The 20,655-nt window shown below is 71.4% G+C and carries 18 protein-coding genes; 7 read left to right on the forward strand and 11 right to left on the reverse strand.

Features of this window, described 5'->3' with window-relative positions:
• Positions 1-28: 28 nt before the first annotated feature.
• From mtnK to N1032_RS00565, 4 genes are read right to left on the reverse strand one after another with little or no spacing between them, the layout of a single operon-like run.
• Positions 29-1,249: an S-methyl-5-thioribose kinase gene (gene mtnK / locus N1032_RS00550; RefSeq protein WP_259536760.1), complete on the reverse strand. Its 1,221-nt coding sequence runs from the start codon at positions 1,247-1,249 to the stop codon at positions 29-31.
• On the reverse strand, positions 1,249-2,313 hold the full coding sequence (locus N1032_RS00555) for an ABC transporter permease (RefSeq protein ID WP_259536761.1): 1,065 nt from the start codon (positions 2,311-2,313) through the stop codon (positions 1,249-1,251). The genes mtnK and N1032_RS00555 overlap by 1 nt, the downstream gene beginning before the upstream one ends.
• Positions 2,310-3,983 carry a sugar ABC transporter ATP-binding protein gene (locus N1032_RS00560; protein WP_259536762.1) on the reverse strand — a complete coding sequence of 558 codons (1,674 nt, stop codon included), beginning with the start codon at positions 3,981-3,983 and terminating at the stop codon, positions 2,310-2,312. Before N1032_RS00560 ends, N1032_RS00555 begins: the two co-directional genes overlap by 4 nt.
• The gene (locus N1032_RS00565) at positions 3,980-5,080 is read right to left on the reverse strand and encodes a substrate-binding domain-containing protein (protein ID WP_259536763.1); all 1,101 of its coding nucleotides are present in this window, start codon (positions 5,078-5,080) and stop codon (positions 3,980-3,982) included. The genes N1032_RS00560 and N1032_RS00565 overlap by 4 nt, the downstream gene beginning before the upstream one ends.
• 168 nt (positions 5,081-5,248) lie before the next feature.
• Here N1032_RS00565 and N1032_RS00570 point away from each other — a divergent pair, with 168 nt between their 5' ends.
• Positions 5,249-5,824, forward strand: a complete 576-nt coding sequence (locus N1032_RS00570) for a 1,2-dihydroxy-3-keto-5-methylthiopentene dioxygenase (RefSeq protein ID WP_259536765.1) — start codon at positions 5,249-5,251, stop codon at positions 5,822-5,824.
• Between the two features lie 107 nt (positions 5,825-5,931).
• On the opposite strand, the gene N1032_RS00575 is transcribed toward N1032_RS00570, so the two are convergent.
• From N1032_RS00575 to N1032_RS00590, 4 genes are all read right to left on the reverse strand, one after another.
• Positions 5,932-7,080 (reverse strand): VIT1/CCC1 transporter family protein, encoded by a 1,149-nt coding sequence (locus tag N1032_RS00575; RefSeq protein ID WP_259536766.1) that lies wholly within the window; start codon positions 7,078-7,080, stop codon positions 5,932-5,934.
• A 278-nt stretch (positions 7,081-7,358) separates the two neighbouring features.
• Positions 7,359-7,628 carry a hypothetical protein gene (locus N1032_RS00580; protein ID WP_259536767.1) on the reverse strand — a complete coding sequence of 90 codons (270 nt, stop codon included), beginning with the start codon at positions 7,626-7,628 and terminating at the stop codon, positions 7,359-7,361.
• 145 nt (positions 7,629-7,773) lie between these two features.
• The gene (locus tag N1032_RS00585; protein WP_259536770.1) at positions 7,774-8,976 is read right to left on the reverse strand and encodes an acyl-CoA dehydrogenase family protein; all 1,203 of its coding nucleotides are present in this window, start codon (positions 8,974-8,976) and stop codon (positions 7,774-7,776) included.
• A gap of 2 nt (positions 8,977-8,978) precedes the next feature.
• Complete coding sequence (locus tag N1032_RS00590) at positions 8,979-9,665, reverse strand: histidine phosphatase family protein (RefSeq protein WP_259536771.1); 687 nt, start codon at positions 9,663-9,665, stop codon at positions 8,979-8,981.
• Positions 9,666-9,757: 92 nt separating this feature from the next.
• Here N1032_RS00590 and N1032_RS00595 point away from each other — a divergent pair, with 92 nt between their 5' ends.
• The 5 genes from N1032_RS00595 to N1032_RS00615 all read left to right on the forward strand — a co-directional run bounded on the left by N1032_RS00595 (position 9,758) and on the right by N1032_RS00615 (position 14,344).
• Positions 9,758-11,215, forward strand: a complete 1,458-nt coding sequence (locus N1032_RS00595; RefSeq protein ID WP_259536779.1) for an amidohydrolase family protein — start codon at positions 9,758-9,760, stop codon at positions 11,213-11,215.
• A gap of 68 nt (positions 11,216-11,283) precedes the next feature.
• Entirely contained in the window at positions 11,284-11,748 is a 465-nt protein-coding gene (locus N1032_RS00600; protein ID WP_259536781.1) for a GNAT family N-acetyltransferase, read from the forward strand.
• 80 nt (positions 11,749-11,828) lie between these two features.
• A complete protein-coding gene (locus N1032_RS00605; protein ID WP_259536782.1) occupies positions 11,829-12,854 on the forward strand; it encodes a nitronate monooxygenase in 1,026 nt (341 codons plus the stop codon).
• Positions 12,851-13,402, forward strand: a complete 552-nt coding sequence (locus tag N1032_RS00610; protein ID WP_259536784.1) for a hypothetical protein — start codon at positions 12,851-12,853, stop codon at positions 13,400-13,402. Before N1032_RS00605 ends, N1032_RS00610 begins: the two co-directional genes overlap by 4 nt.
• A gap of 90 nt (positions 13,403-13,492) precedes the next feature.
• Positions 13,493-14,344, forward strand: coding sequence for a PPK2 family polyphosphate kinase (locus tag N1032_RS00615; RefSeq protein WP_259536789.1), 852 nt, complete (start codon positions 13,493-13,495; stop codon positions 14,342-14,344).
• Between the two features lie 54 nt (positions 14,345-14,398).
• On the opposite strand, the gene N1032_RS00620 is transcribed toward N1032_RS00615, so the two are convergent.
• The 3 genes from N1032_RS00620 to N1032_RS00630 all read right to left on the reverse strand — a co-directional run bounded on the left by N1032_RS00620 (position 14,399) and on the right by N1032_RS00630 (position 19,917).
• The gene (locus N1032_RS00620) at positions 14,399-15,943 is read right to left on the reverse strand and encodes a flavin-containing monooxygenase (protein ID WP_259536790.1); all 1,545 of its coding nucleotides are present in this window, start codon (positions 15,941-15,943) and stop codon (positions 14,399-14,401) included.
• A gap of 13 nt (positions 15,944-15,956) precedes the next feature.
• Positions 15,957-18,488, reverse strand: a complete 2,532-nt coding sequence (gene cofG / locus N1032_RS00625) for a 7,8-didemethyl-8-hydroxy-5-deazariboflavin synthase CofG (RefSeq protein ID WP_259536796.1) — start codon at positions 18,486-18,488, stop codon at positions 15,957-15,959.
• A gap of 133 nt (positions 18,489-18,621) precedes the next feature.
• Positions 18,622-19,917, reverse strand: coding sequence for a glycosyltransferase (locus N1032_RS00630; RefSeq protein ID WP_259536797.1), 1,296 nt, complete (start codon positions 19,915-19,917; stop codon positions 18,622-18,624).
• Between the two features lie 76 nt (positions 19,918-19,993).
• Between N1032_RS00630 and N1032_RS00635 the strand changes: the two genes are divergently transcribed.
• Positions 19,994-20,653: a TetR/AcrR family transcriptional regulator gene (locus tag N1032_RS00635; protein ID WP_259536798.1), complete on the forward strand. Its 660-nt coding sequence runs from the start codon at positions 19,994-19,996 to the stop codon at positions 20,651-20,653.
• Positions 20,654-20,655 lie beyond the last annotated feature (2 nt).

The following is a 20,655-nucleotide window of genomic DNA, read 5'->3' on the forward strand; positions in this document are numbered from 1 at the left end:
GTCAGCAGCCGACCGCGGCGCGCCCGGGTCAGGGGGTGGCGGCGGCGCGGAGGGTGGCCAGGGATTCGGCGGCGAGGGCGTCGACGTCGGCGATGCCGTGGCGGGTGAGGGCCAGGGCGCGGCCGGCGTGCAGCACGCCACGGGCGGCACCCTCGCGCAGGGGCGGGGGCAGGGTCTCGATGTCGCTGGCCTTCGCGAAGCCGACGATGCGGCGGATGGCCTTGGCGGCCGCGAACACCGCCGCGTCGTCGCGGATGCCGGCGAGCAGCTGCTCGAGCACGGCATCGGTGAACACGCGCGGGTCGAGGCGCGACGGCCACAGAGCGCGGTATTCGGCCTCGAAGCTCGCCCAGAGGCGGCCGGGAAGGCTCAGGATGAGCTCGGCCCGATCGGGTTCGCCGAGGGCTTCCGCCCGCGCGGCCGCGATGATGAAGTTGCCCCAGAGGGCGCCGAGGTCGAAGCCCGTCGGGCCGACGAACCCGAACTCGCTGTCGAAGGCGCGAACGGATGCCGCGGCATCCGGGGTCTTGGCCCGCACGAACACCGAGCCCGTGTGCAGGTCGCCGTGGATGAGCGACTGCGCGGTGGTCATGAACCGGAACTTGGCCACCCCCATCTCGCGCACCAGCGCCGCGTCGGCCCGGAGGTCGGCGACGTCGGGCTCGTTGGCCGGCAGCACCGCGTTGTGCTCGTGCTCGATGTAGGGCTCGGTGAACACCAGGTCTTCGGTGATCTGCTGCAACTCTGGGTTCACGGCCCGCGCGATCAGGCGCTTGTGCTCGAGCGGGTCGAGGCCGAGCGGCGAGGTGGCGAAGGCCGTGCGAGCGACGTAGGCGCCGATCTCGGCCGCGGCGTAGTCGTGCACCCGGCCCTCGTTGAGCTCGTTGCGCCACACGCGGTGGTCGGAGAGGTTCTCGATGGCGAGCACGTAGTTCTCGGCGTCGAAGTCGTAGAAGGCCGGCACGTGACGGGGGTCGGCGACGACGTGGCGGCCCAGCACGGTCGCCTCGCGCGCCGATCGCTCGCGGGTCATCGGCCACGACGGGTCGGTGCGCACGTGCGGCAGCGACTGCTTGAGCACGATCGACGACCCCGCCTCGTCTTCGATGATGAAGACGAGGTTGAGATTGCCGTCGCCCACCTCCCGCACCGAGGCGATGCGGCCGGCGTCGATGTGCGTCGCCAGGGTCGAACGGCTCGCCAGATAGGCGACGACGCTGCCGGGCTCGAGCTGCGAGAAGTCGGACATCACGACGCCGAGGTGGTGGAACCGGCCGTGACGACGGTGCGCCGGCGCGAGAACGTGAAGCTGAACAGCAGGGCGACGAGTAGCACGATGCCCTTGCCGAAGTCTTGCGCGTAGTAGGGCAGCCCCAGCATGGTGAAGCCCGTCACCATGACGGCGATCAGCACCGCGCCGAGCGCCGTGCCCCAGGCGTTCGGCCGCCCGATGCCGAGAACGCTCACGCCCACGAGCGCGACAGCCACGGCGTCGAGCAGCAGGGAGTTGCCCGCGCTCACGTCGCCCTGGCCGATGCGGGCGGCCAGCAGCAGGCCCGCGATCGAGGCGAGCAGCCCACAGCCCATGTAGGCGACGGTTCGATACCACTGCACCCGGATGCCGCTGAGCCGGGCCGCCTCGGAGTTCGTGCCCACGGCGAACAGCGCCCGACCCCAGCGCGTGCGTTCGAGCAGGAACCACAGCAGCACGGTGATCACCACGAAGATGATGACCGGAACCGGCACCGGCCCGATCGACCCGCGGTCGAGCCACAGGAAGTCGGCCGTGAACTTGCCCGGGGCGGTGGTGCCGTTCGAGAGGGTCATCTGCGACGAGATCGACTTGCCGTCGACGATGATGAGCTTGAGGCCGACGATGACGAACATCGTGGTGAGGGTGGCGAGCAGGTCGGGGATGCGCGCCACCACGATGAGGAACGCGTTCAGCGCCCCGATGAGCACGCCGCAGACGAGCACGACCGAGACGGCCACGCCGCCCACCTGGTTGCCGATGACCATGGTCCACGCGGCGATCGAGACGGCGAAGCCGGCATTCGCGCCCACCGACAGGTCGATGCCGCCGACCGTCATGGCGAGCATCACGCCCAGCCCCGCGATGGCGGTGGGGGCGATGAACTTCAGCATGCCGAAGATGTTGTCGACGGTGCGGAAGCTGGGCTCGGTGATGACGAAGAAGAGGATGAGCGCCACGGTGACCGCGACGAACCCCCACTTCACCACGAAGGCGGCGGCGCGCTCGCCGACGGAGGATCTCGTGGCGACCGCGCCGGGGGTCACGGTGGGGCTGGTCATTCGAGATCCTTTCGGGAGTCGGACTCGGGGGCGCTGGGGGCCGGGGTGGCGGCGGCCGGCGGGATGGCGGCCGCGGGCGGAGTGGCGGCCGCGGGCGGGGTGGCGAGGGCCGCGGCATCCGGTGGCTCGTGGCGCTGGCCGAGGAAGGCGCCGATGACCGTGGAGCGGTCGACCTCGTCGGCGTAGCGGTCGAGCTCGATCTGGCCGCTGACGAGCACGACGATGCGGTCGGCGACCTCGAAGATCTCGTCGACGTCGCTCGAGAGCACGACCGCGGCCGCACCCTCGGCGGCGATGGCCGACAGGCGCGCGCCGATCTCGCGGCGGGCGGCGATGTCGACCCCGCGGAACGGCTCGTCGAGCAGGGCGAGCTTCGGCCGGGCCGAGAGCCAGCGGCCCACGACGACCTTCTGCTGGTTGCCGCCCGAGAGGTCGTCGATCGAGGCATCCGGCCCGCTCGCGACGACCGAGAGGGTGTCGATCACCGTGTCGGCGCGCGAGCGCTCGAAGCGCCGGCGCACGAGACCGGCGACGCTCGATTCGGCGAGGAACGGCAGCGTGATGTTGCGCAGCACCGACCAGCCGGGCAGGATGCCCTGCCGCTGACGGTCTTCGGGCACGAGAACGACGCCGGCCTTGATGGCGTCGCCCGGCCGCTTCGGTGCATACGGCGCCCCCGACAGGGTGAGCGATCCGGCCAGCGGGGTGGCCAGGCCGCCGAGCAGCTCGGCGATCTCGGTCTTGCCGGCGCCGATCAGGCCCAGGATGCCCAGCACCTCGCCGGCCTTGATGTCGAGATCGACCGGGGCCGACTCGGGGAACAGCCGGATGCCGTCGAGGCGCGCGATCACGGTGGTGCCGTGGTGGCTCGAGCCCCGGTCGTGGGCGAGGTCGGTGGCGCGGCCGAGCATGTCGTGCAGAATCTCGTGCCACTCGAACGGGCGCGCGCTCTCGCTCTGCACGATGCCGTCGCGCAGCACGACGACCCGGTCGGCGAGGGCCTCGATCTCGCCGAAACGGTGCGACACGTAGATGATCGAGAGGCCGGAGGCGCGCAGCGACCGCAGCACGTCGAACAGCCGCTCGGCTTCGGCGGCGGTGAGCGCCGAGGTGGGCTCGTCGAGGATGAGCAGCCGCGGAGTGCTGCGCAGGGCGCGCGCGAGCACGAGCAGCTGGGCGTCGGAGATGGCGAGGTCGGCGGCATCCTGAGCGAGCACCGAGTCGGACCAGTCGAGCCCCAGCGTGGCCAGCGCCGCCCGGGCGTCGGCCGTGGCCGCGCGCTTGTTGCGAAGCGGATGCCGCGACGCCTGCGCGAGGTCGTCGAGTGTGAGGTTCTCGGCCACCGACAGGCCCGGAACGATGCCGTCGGCCACCTTCTGGTGCACCGCCGAGATGCCGAGGTGCCTGGCCTGCACGGGCGACGACAGGTGCACGACGTCGCCGCCGATGCTGATCTCGCCGCTGTAGCGGGAGTTGGCGCCCGAAAGCGCCTTGATCAGGGTGGACTTGCCCGCCCCGTTCGCGCCGAGCAGCGCGGTGATCTCTCCGGGCCGGAACTCGAGGGCGACGTCGGTGAGCACGACGTTGGAGCCATAGGCGACCGAGACGCCGACGAGGGACACGACGCTCGCGTCGTGCCCCTCGACCGGAGTGGTTGGAACAGTGGTCATTCGGAGACCGCGGGCAGCCAATCTGCGACGACCTGGTCGTCGAGCTTCAGCGAAGGCTCGGCGACGCGGAGTTCGGTGACGTTCGTGACCTTGTTGTCGGCCAGGAACTGCTGCGTGATCGTCTTGGCGGGGAACTGCACGTCGGTCTCGTCGAGCTGGCCGGCGAGGCTCAGGGCGAGGGCACGCACGACGCCGGCGCCGACGGCGGCGGGGTCGGTGGCCGAGGTGGCGACCCAGGGGCTGCCGTCGGCCGTGATGACCTCGATGTCGGCGTTCGAGATGTCGATTCCGTACACCTTCACCTTGTCTTGCAGGTTGTTCTGGATGACGGCCTGCACCGTGCCCTTGGTGATCTCATCGTAAGGCGCGAAGATCGCCTGCACATCGGGGTTCTGCTTGAGCGCCGCGTCGACGAGCGGGATGTTGTCGGTCGCGGTGGACTCACTCACCTTGCCGGTGGAGAACACGACGTCGAGGTCGTGCTCTTTCACGTAGTCGTTCCACACCACGGCACGGCGGTCGAGAGCGGCGAAGCCCTCGGCCGAGACGTAGCCGACCTTCGCGCCGTCTCCGACGTCGTCGATCAGCTGGTCGAGCACGCCCGAGGCCATCGACTCGTCGGACTGGCTCGAGGTGATGACACCCTCGGAGTCGGTCAGCGCCAGGTCGTAGACGATCACCGGGATGCCGGCGTCGACGGCCTCGGTGACGAGGGGCTGCAGCGTGTCGGTCTGGCCGTGGTCGATGATGATGGCGTCGGGCTTCGACGCGATGGCCTGTTCGAGGTCGCTGGCCTGCTTCGCGTTGTCGTTGCGCGCATCCGTCACCTGCAGCTCGATGTTGGCGAACTCCGCCTGGGCCTGGGCGCCGGCGCCCCACGCCTCGAAGTAGTCGCCGGCACCGCTCTGGCGCACGAGGGCGACCTTGACCGGGTCGCCGTCGAAGGGCGCGGGGAGGGCGGCGGATGCGGTGGGGGCGGCGCTGGAATCGCCCGCGGAGTCGGAGGTGGAGCTGCTGGACTGGGAGCACGCGGAGAGGGCGAGGATGCCCGCTGCGGCGAGGGCCGTGACGACGGCGGCTCGGCGGATGATGGCCATGGAAGGCTCCTTCGGGAAGAGGAAGACGTCGGGCCGGGCCCGAAGCTGCTGTGTGATTGCAGGTCGATTCAATCTCTCGGGCGCGTCTTCCGCCCAATTGTGTTGCGCTCTGTTACTTTCTGCGACCTCGACCGGAATTGTGCAGGAGTGGAGGTTTAGCATTGATCCATGACCCTCCTGACCGTGTGGAACGACAACGACCCCTCGACTCCCGAACTGCAGACGCGGGATGCCGACACCATCCGTGAGGTGCTCGCCGGGCTGGGCGCGCGCTTCAGCCGCTGGGAGCTCAAGGAGCTGTCGGCCGACCCGACCCAGGACGAGGTGCTCGACCTCTACCGCACCGAGATCGACGGCGTGAACGACGCCTACGGCTACTCGCTGGTCGACGTGGTGACGATCACGCCGGAAGACACCGACGAATACCGCGAGCAGGCGGCATCCGCCCGCGTGAAGTTCTTGAGCGAGCACCAGCACGACGACGACGAGGACCGCTTCTTCGCGCGCGGCTCGGGCGTGTTCTACCTGCACGTCGACGGCAAGGTCTACGCGGTGTTCTGCGAGGCCGGCGACCTGCTCTCGGTGCCGAAAGACACCACGCACTGGTTCGACATGGGCACGAACCCCGACTACGTGTCGGTGCGCTTCTTCCACGACGACGACGGCTGGGTGGGCAACTTCACCGGCAGCGACGTGGCCACGAAGTTCGCCACCTACGACGAGCTGGCCTCGGTCTCCGCCTAGCCCTGGGCCCCAGCTCTCGGCCCCTCAAGCTCTTTCGTCGAATTGCGCCAAAATGCCCCTCCCGGCGTGCCGGAGGGGCATTTTGGCGCAACTCGGCGAAGTGTGACCTAGGCGAGGGTGGCGCCGAAGAGGAGGCCCAGGAGGTAGGTGACGGCGGCCGCGCCGAAGCCGATGGCGAGTTGGCGCAGGGCCCGGCGGAGCGGAGGGCCGCCCGAGAGCAGGCCGACCACGGCGCCGGTGCCGAGCAGGGCCAGGCCGACGAGGCCGGCCGCCAGCACGACGGCGCCGAGGCCTGACAGCCCGAACAGGTAGGGCAGCACCGGGATGATGGCTCCCGACGCGAAGAAGCAGAACGACGACAGAGCGGCCTGCCAGGCGGTGCCGATCTCTTCGTGATCGTCGGCGACGTCGGCAGCTGACAGTTCGGGCGCGGTGATCCCGGCGTCGCCGACGCGCTGGATGCGGATGGCCGACGTGGTGGTCGTCAGCCCGCCGAACACGTCGTGCGCCTTCGCCTCGGCGTCTTGCTCGCTCATGCCCCGGGCCCGGTAGACCAGCGCCAGCTCGTTCGCGTCGACGTCGAGGCTCGGCACCGCGGTGTGGGCGTCGGGGTCGGGAGTGGAGGCCGCGAGCAGTTCGCGCTGCGACCGCACCGAGACGAACTCGCCCGCGCCCATCGACAGGGCGCCCGCGAGCAGCCCGGCGATGCCGGTCGCGAGCACGACGCCGGGCGCCACGCCGGTGGCGCCGATGCCGAGCACGAGCGCCAGGTTCGACACCAGTCCGTCGTTGGCGCCGAACACCGCCGCCCGGAACGTGCCCGAGAGCCGACTGCGCCCCCGGGCCGCGAGGGCGCGCACGACCTCGCCGTGGATGCGCTCGTCGGCCGCCATCGCGGGAGTGGCGTCGGCATCCGACTCGTAGGGCGACCGCGCCTCGGCGCGCTGCATGAGGGCGAGCACGAACACCGAGCCGAAGCGCTTGGCGAGCACCGCGAGCAGTCGCGTGCGCGCATCCGCACGCCTCGGCTTGCCGACCTGGTCGCCGAGCAGCTCGAGCCAGTGGCTCTCGTGCCGGCCCTCGGCCTCGGCGAGGGCCTCGAGGATGTCGCGTTCCGAGCCGGTGCGGCGCTGGGCGAGCTCACGGTAGACCTGCGCCTCGGCGCGTTCGTCGGCGAGGTACTGACGCCAGCGCCGCAGTTCGGAGGGAGTGGGAGGCGGGGCGGGCGTGCCGAAGGGCGTGGCGAGGTCGGTCATGAGGCTCCAGATCGGCGGCGTCGCACGAGCGGGCGCCAGGTCGATCGAAGGTCTCGTTCGCCCAGGCCGCTCGGGCCGGGGTGGAATGCCGGGCCGATCATCGTGATGGCCAGTGTGTCGACAGGTCCGCTGCCCGCTGCGCAGGCGCTGGAACTACTCCCCTTCGGTGCCTCCATTGTGGCAGCCGATGACCGCCGAGGCGGCCCGGAGGCCGCTACTCACAGTTTTTCGAGCCGCCGAAACCGCCGAAACCGCCGGCCCCACCGAAACCGCCCGCCTCAGCTGCCGTCGTCGAGGTCGTCGGGCGCCTTGTCGCCGAACGGCTGCGACTCGTCGGCGTATTCCTCGCCGGGGGCGTAGTTCTGCCAGTCGGGCTCCGCCTCACGCGGCGACCCACCGGTGGGCCCCTCGTTGCCGTCGCCGGCACCCGGGTAGACGGTCTCGCCCGCCACGGCGTCGTTCGTCACGATCTGGTTCGAGTCGGCGTCGGTGGCGAGGCGCTCGAAATCGGGGTCGGACTCTCCGTCGGGTGTGGTGCTGTCGGTCACGGGTCGCACTCCTTCGCTGCGGGGCCTGAACGGCGGATGCCGCCCACGGATGTCACCACCCCACCACAACTCGCCCGAGCCCGCCAGCGGCGACCGCACGCTGTGCAGAACTGCCGGGCGCCCGGTGGAAGGTGCGGAGAGGTGCCTAGCTGTAGCCGGAGGGCGTCGGATAGGCGCCGCGCAGCGCGTGGTCGCCGACCTCCTGCGCCTTGTAGGCGACGGGGTCGTGCAGCGTGATGGTGCGGGCGTTGCGCCAGAACCGGTCGAAGCCGTAGGCCTCGCCCGTGGCCCGGGCGCCGGTGAGTTCGAACAGCCGCGAGGTCACCTCAAGCACCGTCGAGGTCGACACCACCTTCGCCGCCGCGATCTCGACCGCCACCTCGCCGCGCTCGGCGTCGGTGAGCGCCCACCCGCGGTCGGCAGCCGCGACGAGGGCGTCGGTGGCGCGCCAGGTGAGCGCATCCGCAGCTCTCGTGCTGGCGGTGAGTTCGCCGATGAGCTCGCGGATGTAGGGGTCGTCGACGGCTCGTTCCAGCCCGCTGGTCGACCACGGCTTCGTGGTGGAGTTCACGTAGTCGGCCGCGGCCGCGAGGGCGCCCTCGGCCAGCCCGACGTGGATGTGGTCGAGCGCCAGCTGGAACAGCAGGATCGACAGCGACGCCCGAGGCCGGTACTTCGGCCCCGACTGCTCGCCGTAGCCGAGCACATGCGACTCGGGCACCGGCGCCGCGTCGAACGACACCGACCCCGAGGCCGAGAGGCGCTGGCCGATGTTGTCCCAGTCGTCGTGGTGGGTGACCTGGGGCAGCGTGGCGTCGATGATGATGGCGAGCTTCTCGCCGGTGTCGACCCGGGTGCCGCTGGCCGTGATGCGGTCGGCGACCTGCGCGCCCGTGGCGAAGAACTTGCGGCCCGAGACGGTGTAGCCGCCCTCGACCGGGGTGAGCGCGAGGCCCGCGTCGCGCGGGTTGCCCGCGCCGCCCCAGAACCAGTGGTGGGCGGCGAGGCCGCGCAGGATGCCCTCGATGGCGACCTCGTTCTCGTTGAGCTGCAGCCGCCAGGAGTTCACGAAGTGGTAGGCGAACACGTGGCCGAGGCCGGCATCCGCTCGGATGATGGGCCTCAGGGCGACGAACACCGTCGACCAGTCGAGACCCCCGCCGCCGAGCGCGGTCGGCACGAGGGCGGGCAGGATACCGGTGGCCCGCAGTGCCGCGACCTCGGCGAACGGGGCCGTGCCCTCCTTGTCGCGGGCGACGGCCACCTCGGCGAGGTCGGCGGCCAGCCGCTCCATCGCCTCGATCGCCTGCTCGGCCGACGTGATGGTGGTGGGAATCGGTGCTGCCACGCTCACTCCGCCCAGGGGGTGCGGTTCCACATGCGCAGAACCTGGTTTCCGTGCTCGAAGCCGAGCACGCTGATCGAGGCCGTCTCGAGCACCACGAGCTCGCCCGCGCGGATCGGCAGGCCCATCCAGGTGACGGTGAGCGTGCGCAGCAGGTGGCCGTGCGAGAACAGCAGCACGTCGTGCCCGGTGTTCAGGGTGCGCCGGGCCCGCTCGATGACGGCGGTGTCGCGGCGCATCAGGTCGGCCGCCTGTTCGCCGCGGCCCTCGGCGTCGGGCTGCACGCCGTCTTCCCACAGGTTCCACGGGCCTCCGAACGCCTCGGCGATCTGCGGGCTGGTCAGGCCCTCATAGGCGCCGTAGTCCCACTCGCGCAGGTTCTCGTCGACCTGGGCGACGTCGCCGAATCCGGCGATCGCGGCGGTGGCGGTGGCCCGCTGCAACGGGCTCGTCAGCACCAGCCCGAACGACCGGCCCGCGAGCACGCGGCCGACCGCCCGGGCCTGCTCCTCGCCCCGGGCGGTGAGCGGGATGTCGGTGCGCCCGGTGTGCTGCCCGCTCAGGCTCCACTCGGTCTCGCCGTGCCGCACGATGACGATTCGGGGTGCGGGGTCGCCCGCCTGGCGCGGCTCGACGATCGCACCCGGCGTCTCGATCGGCGTGGCGGAACGTGGTTCGTCGGAGAGGCTCATCGGGTCCTTGTGCGCTCGGGGGTGTGCCTCCACGATATCGCGCGCCGGACGCGCGAAACCTGCGCGCAATGTCGAGGCGCGAAGATGGTCGCATGACCGACGCGCCACGGGCCTCCGCGCCCGCCCTCACCATCGTCAACGCCGTCATCCTGCCGATGGCCGACGGAGTCGACTGGTTCCGCGGCTGGCTGAGCGTGGGCGACGACGGGCGCATCAGCGGCATGGGCGAGGGACATCCGCCGGCCGGCAGAGCGGCCACGCCATGGGCCGAGGCCGGTGAAGGCCTCATCGGGTCGGGCGAGGTCTTCGACGCGAAAGGGGCGTTCGTCGCCCCCGGGTTCATCTCGGCGCACAGCCACATCTTCACCAGCGGCATGCGCGGCATGACCCCGGGCGACGAGCTCTATGGCTGGGTGGGCGAGCAGAGCACCTTCATCTCGGGCGCCGACGCCGACGACATCTACTGGTTCACGCTGCACGGCTGCCTCGACTTTCTCGGCAACGGCGTGACCTCGGCCTACAACTTCACCGACTCGCGCGTGGTCGGAAAATACGACGCCGAGACCGACACCCGCGAGATCTTCGCCATCCGGCCCGAGGACTACCTGCACCGCCAGGTCGACGCCGCCCGCGACGCGGGTCTGCGCACGATGAACGCCATCCGGCTCGACAGCGAGTTCCAGCCGGTCGAGGGCGCGTTCGAGGTGTTCGCCCGGGCGGTCGCCTATGTCGACACGACCGTTCCGCCTGACCTCAACCTCGGGGCCTCGGTGTTCGGGGCCGTGCAGTGGTCGGCGACCGAGCAGGCCGCGCGCGATGAGGTGCGCGCCATGGACGAGCACCGCATCGGCAACCAGGCCCACTTCCTCGAGACCGCCGAGGCGCTCGACCAGCAGCGCGAGAAGTTCCGCTGGTATGCCGACGCAGGGGCACTGCGGCCCGGCTTCCTGTTCGGCCACTTCGTGCATCCGGACGCCCAGATGTCGCAGGTCGCCGCCGAGCGCGGCGCCGGCATGGTCTGGCAGCCCACGTCGAACGGCCGGCTCGGGTCGGGGGTGGCCGACATCCCGCGCTACCGCGAGCTCGGCATGCCGATCGGCGTCGGCCTCGACGACCAGTCCTGCACTGACGTCTCCGACCCGTTCCAGAACATGCGCATCGGGGCATATACGCAGCGGGCCGTTCATCAGGACGCCTCCGTCGTGATGCCGCGCGAGATGATCCGGCTGCACACGCTCGGCTCGGCCGAGGCGATGGGGCCGTCGGTGGCGGCGGATGTCGGCTCGCTCGAGATCGGCAAGTTCGCCGACCTGCTCGTGGTCGACCCGGCCGCTCCCGACACCGGCCCGGTGTGGGACGTCTATGCGCACTACGCCTTCGCCTGCGGGCTGCGCAACCTCAAGCGGGTCTACGTCGGCGGTGCGCTGGTGTCGCAGAACGGCGAGTCGACGCATCCGCGGGCCGCTGAAGCGTCGCGCGAACTGCACGCACGGGTGCGGGAGGTGGCCCGGCGCTCGGCCGAGCGCAGCACCTCGCGCCTGGCCTGGTAGGCGCCGCCGCGCCCGCGGGGGCCGCTTGACCCTGCCCGCCGCGCCGGATCGGGGCGATACGTAGGCGCATGGTCGCCGCTCTTCGCCCCATGCCCGCCGACGTTCTCGGGCCGTGGCTCGCCTCCAGCCACGACGAGTACCTGCGCGAGCGCATCGCCGCGGGAGACTCGCCCGAATACGCCCAGCAGCGGGCCGACGAGGCCGACGCGGAGTACTTTCCCGACGGGCGTCCCGCCGAGGGCCAGCAGGTCTACCAGGTCGTCGACGGCGACGACGTGGTCGGCGTGCTCTGGATCGGCCCCGTGTCACTGCAGCGTCCGCACGAGTGGTGGGTGTTCGACATCGCGATCGACGAGCCGCACCGGGGCAAGGGCCTCGGCCGGGCGACCATGCTGCTCGCCGAGAGCGAAGCGCGCCGGCTCGGGGCCGTGAAACTCGGCCTCAACGTGTTCGGTCACAACCGGGTGGCGCAGAACCTCTACACCTCGCTCGGTTACGAGCCCACCGCCATCAACATGGCGAAGACGCTCTGACCGGATGCCGCCCTCGCGCGCTCCCCGCGGCCCACGCCGATCGGATGACGTGACGCGCCCCCGCGAGTAGGGTGAGGGCGATGTTCGACTTCCGTGCTCTTCGCGTTCCGATCGTGCAGGCGCCCATGGCCGGCGGACCGTCGACACCCGAACTGGCCGCGGCGGTGAGCAATGCCGGGGGGCTCGGATTCCTCGCCGCCGGCTACCGGTCGGCCGCCGATGTCGCGGGACAGTTGCACCGCACCCGGCTGCTCACCGGGCAGCCGTTCGGCGTGAACCTGTTCGTGCCCCAGCCCTCGATCGCCGACCCGCAGCAGCTCGCCCGCTATGCCGACGAGATCGCTCCGGATGCGGCGCGCTACGGAGTCGAGCCGGGCGTCACCCATGCCGACGACGACGGATGGAACGAGAAGCTCGGGGTCGTGCTCGACCTACGCCCGGCCGTGGTGTCGTTCACTTTCGGCACCCCGACGGCGGCCGTGCTCGAGGCCCTCGCCGAGGCCGAGATCGCGGTGCTCGTGACCGTGACCTCCGTGGGCGAGGCCAAGGCGGCGCTCGCCGCCGGTGCCCCGGCGCTCGTGGTGCAGGGCCCGCGGGCGGGCGGCCACCGGGGCACCTTCGATGCCGCGGCGACGCCGCCCACCGCCGATCTCGACACGCTGTTCGGAAGCATCCACCACTACACCGACACACCGCTCGTCGTGGCCGGCGGGGTCATGCAGCCCGAGTCGGTGCAGCACCTGCTGTCGCGCGGAGCGGTGGCCGTGCAAGCGGGAACCGCCTTCCTGCTCGCCCGGGAGGCCGGAACCAATCCCGTGCACCGCGCGGCTCTCGCGTCGCCCGAGTTCTCGCAGACCGCGGTCACCCATGCGTTCTCGGGGCGGCCCGCGCGGGGTCTCGTGAACGACTTCCTGCGCCGGCACGACGCCACGGCGCCGCTCGGCTACCCCGAGGTCAATCAGCTCACGACTCCGCTGCGCGCCGCGGCGCTCGCCGCCGGCGACGCCCAGAACATGGCGTTGTGGGCGGGCGAGGGCTACCGCGACGCGCGGCAGGCGAGCGCCCTCGAGATCGTGCGTCACCTCGCGAAGGGAATCCGCCGATGACCCGTCAGACCGTCTTCGGCCCCCGGCAACGGGGCAGCGCAGCCGTCGCCGCGGCGGCCGTCGTGCTCGCCGCGGGTGCTCTTCTCGCGGGGTGCACACCCGGCACCGGAACCGGAACCGGAACCGGCTCGGGCACGGGTGGGCCGGCCTCGGCGGGAGCGACGCCGACGTCGCCGGATGCCTCGGCCGCGCCATCCGACAGCCCGCTCGACCACCCCGAACCGACCCCGGCCATTCCCGCCTACACGCTCGATCAGCTGAAGCGCACCGTCGCCGACTCGGGGCTGACGTGCACGACGTTCACCGATGCCCCGGTCGAGGGCGGCAGCGGCGGGTGGTGCCAGGAGTCGAAGATCGGCATCTTCGTGTTCGCCGATCAGGCCGCGGCCGACGCGCTCGTCGAGCGTTCGGCGGCCAGCACCGAGCCACAGCCCTTTCTGGTGGGCAACCGCTGGGTGATCACGACGAACGACCCGTCTTCGCGGGGCGAGGAGCTGTTCGCCCTGCAAGACGTGATCGGCGGCTCGCTCGAGGGTCGAGACCTCTGAGCGCACCGCTCGATCGAGCAGCACGACAGCACGAATCGCACGACCGCACGAACCGCACGAACCGCACGACCGAGAGCAAGGGAGCAGCGCATGGGCCACGGCCGATCGCAGAAGAACAGCTGGAGCCGGCGGTTGTCGGTGCAGGCGCCGGTCGACCTGGCGGCCATCGACACCGGAGGCACGCCGGGCGTGCTCGACAAAGACGCCGCCGCCGAGATCTTCGACGCCTCGTCGCGCACCCTGTCGAAACTGCAGGAGCAGCTCTTCGCCGACAGCCTCTACGGCGGCCGCAACTCGGTGCTGATCGTGCTGCAAGGCATGGACACGTCGGGCAAGGGCGGTGTGGTGAAGCGGGTCGCGGGGGCGGTCGACCCCCAGGGCATTCGCTACCACGCCTTCAAGAAGCCCACCGAGGAGGAACTGGCCCACCACTACCTGTGGCGGGTCGAGCGCGAACTGCCGAAACCGGGCCAGATCGGCATCTTCGACCGGTCGCACTACGAAGACCTGCTCGTGCCGCGGGTGCACGAGACGATCACGTCGGAGCAGTTGACCGAGCGCTACGCCGAGATCGACGCGTTCGAGAAGGGGCTCGTCGATGGCGGCACGACCGTGATCAAGGCGTTTCTGCACCTGGGCGAGGCCGAGCAGAAGAACCGGCTGCTGCGCCGGCTCGAGCGGTCGGACAAGCACTGGAAGTTCAACCCCGGCGACGTCGACGACCGCACGCTCTGGCCGCTGTTCCAAGACGCCTACGAGGTGGTGCTGAGCACTACGAGCACGGCTCACGCCCCGTGGCACGTCGTGCCCGCCGACCACAAGTGGTATTCGGCGCTCGCCGTGCAGCAACTGCTCGTCGAGGCGCTGCAGGGGCTCGAGCTCTCGTGGCCCGAGCCCGACTACGACGTCGACGAGCAGCGGCGCCGGTTGCTCGCGACCTGAGTGGGCGGGGCCCGAGGTTCACGGCCTCAGGTTCAGGGCCTCGCGTTCACGGCCTCACGCTGCAGGCAGCGGGCGGGCGCTCACGGTGAGCTGCTCCGCGGCCACGAGCAGGGCGTCGCGGAACTCGGTCGCCGTGCCCGGCCACAGCAGGGTCAGTCGCCCGCTGCGCTCGTCGACGTACCAGCTGCGGCATCCGCTGAGCCACACGGTGCCCGAGGCGGCGGCATCGATCTGCTGCGTCCAGGCCGCCTCGTCGGCGACGGACGTCTCGAGCAGCTCGGTGCCGTCGCGGGCGTCGTCGGCGCCTGCGGCCAGCAGGCGGGCGATGAGGCCGGCGGCGACCTCGGCCTGCGCTTCGATCATGGCGAAGGCCGAGTTGTGCCCGAGCGCCGCGTTGGGGCCGTCGAGCACGAGCAGGTTGGGAAAGCCGGCGACGAGCATCGACGCGAACGCCGTCATGCCCTCGGCCCAGTGGTCGGCGAGCAGTTCGCCGTCGCGACCGCGCACGCGCTCGGCGAACGGGGGCCGGGTCGAGGCGAAACCGGTGGCGAAAACGATCACGTCGACCGGAAAACGCCGGCCGGAGGCGGCGACGGCCTCGTCGCCGTCGACCGCGACGATCGCCGAGGGCTCGAGGTGCGCGGCATCCGACGCCAGCACCGGGTAGTAGTCGTCGGAGAGCAGCACCCGCTTGCAGCCGATCTCGTAGTCGGGCGTGAGCTGGGCTCGCAGTTGCGGGTCGGGAACCTGGGCGGCGAGGTGGTCGAGGGCGAGGCGGCGAAGCGAGTCGCGTTCCGGGCCTGCGGCGACGCGCGCGGCGTGCCCGGCCTCGAACTCGTGGAAGAGCGCCTCGCGATGCGTGTTCAGGGCATCGGGATGCCGAGCGAACTCGGCCCGCGCATCGGGTGGGATCGCGGCATCCGCTCGGGGAACGACATACGGTGCCGTGCGCTGGAACACCGTGGTGCGCGAGGCCACGCGGGCGAGCTCGGGCACCAGCTGAACCGCGGATGCGCCGGTGCCGACGACCGCGATGCGGGCGCCCGACAGGTCGAGGTCGGGAATCCAGGCGCTGCTGTGCAGGGCGGTTCCGGTGAAGGTGTCGAGTCCGGGCAGGTCGGGCAGGTGGGGCTCGGAGAGCCGGCCGGCCGCCACGATCAGCACGCGGCAGCGGTAGTCGCCCCGGCTCGTGGTGAGCAGCCAGCGGGCGTCGGCGTCATGCCAGGTCATGGCGGTGACGTCGGTGCGGAGGAGGATCTGCGGGGTGAGCCCCTCATCGCGCACGACGGTGCGCAGGTACTCCTGAATCTCGGCGCCGGGCGAGAATCGTCGGCTCCAGCCTGGGTTGGGGCGGAACGAGAAGGAGTAGAGGTGCGAGGGGATGTCGCAGGCGACTCCGGGGTAGACGTTGTCGCGCCAGGTGCCGCCGATGTCGTGGCCGCGCTCGAGCATGAGCACGTCGGTGACGCCGCTGCGGCGAAGGCGGGCCGCCGCCGCGATGCCGGCGATGCCCGCGCCCACCACGATGGCGTCGACGTCGGTCACAGTGGCGCCGGGCTTTGGCGCGGTGCGCTCGGGGGTGGCGGGGTCGGTGTTCATCAGGCGTGGGGAGTCAGCGGGCGAGGGCGGCCGCGGGGGGCGTGACCACGGAGTAGGCGGTGTCGCGCTGGCGGGCGGCGCGACCGGATGCGCGGGCGAGCGACTCGACGTCGGCGGCCGAGAGCGTCAGTCGCGCTTCGGGTCCGGCCTCGGGCCAGAGGGAGCCGTCGAGCAGCACGCCGCCGACGTCATCGGCTCCGCCTCGCAGGGCCTCGGCGGTGGTGCCGAGGCCGAGCTTGGTCCAGGCGGCTTGCACGTGGTCGATCGACGACGCCAGGAGCAGGCGCGCCACGGCGACGACGGCACGGGACTGCTCGGGCGAGGGGCCGAACGGGGAGACGTGGCCGGCTGCGCCAGCGGCGCCGGCAGCGCCAGCGGCGCCGGGGGCCGAGGCGCCGGCCGCGCTCGCGGCCGCCCGCGCGCGCACGAGCCCGGCGACCGGGCCCGGGGCGTCGCCGGGCACGAACGGCATGGGGATGAACTCGGTGAACCCGCCCGTGCGCGCCTGAACGGCGGCGAGGGTGCGCAGGTGCGCGACGATCTGCTCGGGCGTCTCGAGATGGCCGTAGACGAGGGTCGACGTCGAGCCGAGGCCGGCGCGGTGGGCCGATTCGATGACGCTGATCCACTCGGCGACGGGAGGCAGGGCGCCGGCGCTGAAGCGGGCGCGCACGTCGTCGTCGAGCACGAACGCGGCGGTTCCGGGAACGCTCGAGAGGCCGGCCTCCCGCAGGTCGGCCAGCGTCTGCGGAACACTTCGGCCGAGCCGGCGGGCGGCGTCGCGGAGCTCGGTGGGACGGAAGCCGTGGATCGCGACCGTGGGCGCGGCGGCACGGATGGCCCGCACCACGTCGAGGTAGACCTCGCCCGGCAGCGACGGATCGGGCCGGCCCTGCAGGCAGATCTCGGTGGCGCCGAGCTGCACCGCCTCGGCCGCCAGCTCTGCGGCCATCTCGAGGGTGAGGGCGGGAGTGGCCGGGTCGTCGCTGGGGGTGGTGGTGAGCAGAGCGGTGTCGAGGTTGCGGTTGACGACGTAGGTGACGGCGTCGTCGCCCGTGGCTCGGCGAGCGGCGTCGGCGAGGGTGGCCAGTTCGGCGAGGTCGTCGCCGCGGGCGCCGAGCAGGGCGGTGGCCTGCCGGTCGGTGATCGCGCCCGGGTCGCCGGAGGAGGCGGCATCCAGTGCCCCGCGCAGCACGCGGGTGGGCGAACCCGTCGCGCGCGAGATGCGGCGGCGGGCGGCATCCGGGGCCGAGGTGCTCGGGTCGCCGGAGGAAGCGGGCGCGACCGTGACCCGGGGGCGGGCCCGCGCCCCTTCCTCGGCGAGCAGCGTGGCCGGGTTCATGAGCGCGTGGAGGGCCGGGGTGACGGCGGGGTCGAGCCAGCGATCGGCATCGGCCAGGTAGGCGGGGTAGGCGGTGAGCCGCTCGGCGAGCGTGTAGCCGCTCTGCCCGGTCAGGCCGGCCAGCACGTCGATGTCGGGCCAGGGCCGCTCGGGGTTGACGTGGTCGGCGGTGAGCGGGCTGATGCCGCCCCAGTCGTTGATGCCGGCGCGCAGCAGCAACTCGAGTTCTTCGAAGTCGGTGAGGTTCGGGGGCGCCTGCACGGTGGCGTCGGGGCCCATCACGACTCGTGCCGTGGCGACGGCGGCGATGTAGTCGTCGAGTTCGAGGTCGGGTTCGTTCTGCATCGCGGTGCGCGGCTTCGCGCGGAAGTTCTGCACGATGGTCTCCTGCAGGTGCCCGAAGCGCTCGTGCAGGTCGCGCAACGCGAACAGGGCCTCGGCACGCTCGGCGTGGTTCTCGCCGATGCCGAGCAGCAGGCCTGAGGTGAACGGGATGCGGGAGCGGCCGGCGTCTTCGATCACCCGCAGCCGCAGGGCCGGGTCTTTGTCGGGCGACCCGTAGTGCGCCCCGCCCGGCTGCGACCACAGCCGGTTCGCGGTGGTCTCGAGCATCATGCCCATCGATCCGGCGACGGGGCGCAGGCGCTGCATCTCGTTCCACGACATCACGCCCGGGTTGAGGTGGGGGATCAACCCGGTCTCGTCGAGCACCCGCTGCGCCATCGCGCCGACGTAGTCGAGCGTCGAGGCGTAGCCGTGGTCGGCGAGCCACCGACGGGCGGCCGGCCAGCGGTTCTCGGGACGGTCGCCCAGGGTGAACAGTGCCTCCTTGCAGCCCATGCCCGCGCCGGTCTGGGCGATGGAGATGATCTCGTCGGGCTCCATGAACGTGGTGATGCCGTTCTTCGCCAGCCCGCCCGGGGTGTCGACGAACACGCAGTAGTGGCAGCGGTCTTGGCAGAGGCGGGTGATCGGCAGGAACACCTTCTTGGAGTAGGTGATGGTGCCGGCCCGGCCCGCGCGTTGCAGCCCGTCGTCGCGGGTCGCCGACGCCCGGTCGAGCAGCCGCTCGAGCTCTGCTCCCCGCGCCGAGAGCAGCGCGGTGGCAAGCGGGATGTCGGCGGGCTCGCCGGCGTCGAGCCGATCGAGTGCCTCGCGGGCGTCGAGCGCCGCACGGGCGGAGGGAGTGGTCGAGAAGGTCACGTCGCATCTTTCGGGCTCGTCGACAGGGGCACAGGCGTTCAACAGATCGCCACGAACCCAAATCCAGGCCCGATCTCAAGTGACTCCATCGTATCGCTCTCGGCGCGATCGGGTCATCGCGCCGAGAGCTCCCTCACCGCGCGGGCGTGGCGATGAGCGTGCGCAGCACCTCGTCGAGCCCGGCGAGCCCCGGTGAGGCGGCGATGTCAGCGCCGATGCGGGCGCTCTGCTCGCGGTAGGCCGGCGAGGCGAGCACCTCGTGCACCGCCGCCCGGATGCGATCCGGCGCCGGCCGGTTGGTGCGCAGGTTGACCCCGACACCCGCCCAGGCGACCCGGGCCGTGACCTCGGCCTTGTCTTCGGTGGCCCCGGCCACCACCAGCGGAACTCCGTGTTCCATGGCGTAGTGCACGCCCCCGTATCCGCCGTTGGTGACGAGCACGTCGGTCAGCGGCAGAAGCTTGTCATAGGGGAGGTAGGTGGCGGCGCGCACGTTGGCGGGCAGCGGGTGCGGAAGGGTCGCGACATCCCGCCCGCCCGTGCTCACCACGACCAGCAGGTCATCGCCGGCGAGCGCCTCGAGCGTCGGTGCGATCAATTCGTCGTAGTTCTTGTTGGCCACCGTGCCCTGTGTCACGTGCACGACGGGCTTCGTGCCGTCGAGCTCGTTCCACCAGTCGGGCAGCGCAGTGGTCGACGGCGTCGTGCGCGAGACCGGACCGACGAAGTGCACCGTGGCCGGAAGGTCGCGTCGCGGGTATTCGAAGCTCGGCACGGTGAACTGCACGATCGCGTCGGCCATCGAGGCCGTGCCCATGAAGAACTGGCTGAGCTCGGTGCCCGTGGTCTCGCGCACCATCGTCTCGGCCTTCTTCTGCACGGGCCGGAAGATCACCCTCTCGGCCATGAGCTTCAGCATTCGGTTGCGCAGCAGTCCGCGGCGGCCGGCCATCGGCGGCACCCCCAGGCCGAACGGCGCCGTGTCGACGCTGTCGAGCCCCATCGGCACGATGCCGAGATTGATCACCGGGGGTCGGGATGCGCGGGGCCGGGTGAGCAGAAAGACCGAGCCGATGAACATGCTCTCGACGAGCACCGCGTCGGTGGGTTCGGCCGCGAGGGCCGCGTCGACCGCGCGCAGCTGTGCGGGAGCCGGCTTCAGGAAGATGGTCGAGATGTCGTAACGGATGCCGGCCGGCCCCTTGAGGCCCACGCGGTCGGGGAAGGCGGCATCCATGTCGGTGTCGTCGTAGTCGGCTTCGGCCGGGAGCGGGAGGAAGGTGGCTCCGGCCGACTCGACCGCGACGCGATAGCGCGCTCCGGTGAGGAACCGCACGAAGTGACCCTGTGCGACGAGGTGGCGGGCGACCGCGAGCAGGGGCACGACGTGGCCGTGCACGGGAGTGCTGCAGAGGAGGAACGATGACATGACCTGACCTTCGATGTTCGTGACGTAAACTTGGTTATACCGAAGTAGTATTCACTGCACCGCTAGGATAGTCAATATGCCGGACTCACGAACTTCCGCCACTCGCGCCTACAACTCGACCTTGCGCGCCGAACAGGCCGCGAGCACACGCCAGCGCATTCTCGACGCCGCCGCGGCCTGCTTCGCGCGCTCGGGCTACGCGGGCACGTCGCTGGCTGACATCGCCGGGGAAGCCGGGGTGTCGGTCGAGACGGTGAAGCTCAACGGCCCGAAGCGCGAGTTGCTGCTCGGCGCCTTCGAGCAGGCCTTCTCGGGGTCGGAGAGCCGCGAGACCATCGCCGAGAGCGAGGTCGGTCGCGAGATCAGGGCCGTGGCCGACGACGAGGAGTTCGTGGCCGGCTACATCCACTTCGTGGCCGAGGCCAATCGGCGAACGAGCGGCTTGTGGGCGAGCTTCCTGAGCGCCGCGTCGAGCGACCCGCTCGTGCGCGAGTCGCTCGACGACCTGCTCGCGCGTCGCCGCGTCGACTTCCGCGCGGCCGTGGCAGAGCTCGAACGGCGGGGCCTGATCGACCCGGCCATCGACGACGACCGGCGCCAGGAACTCGCCGACGCGATGTCGTTCCTCGTGTCGCCCGAGAGCCACGAGCAACTGGTGGGGCAATCGGGGTGGAGCATGCAGCACTACGAATCGTGGCTGCGCGACACGCTCGGCCGGGTGGTGTTCACGCGCTAGCG

Source organism: Herbiconiux daphne (assembly GCF_024979295.1).
Taxonomy (GTDB): Bacteria; Actinomycetota; Actinomycetes; order Actinomycetales; family Microbacteriaceae; genus Herbiconiux; species Herbiconiux daphnes.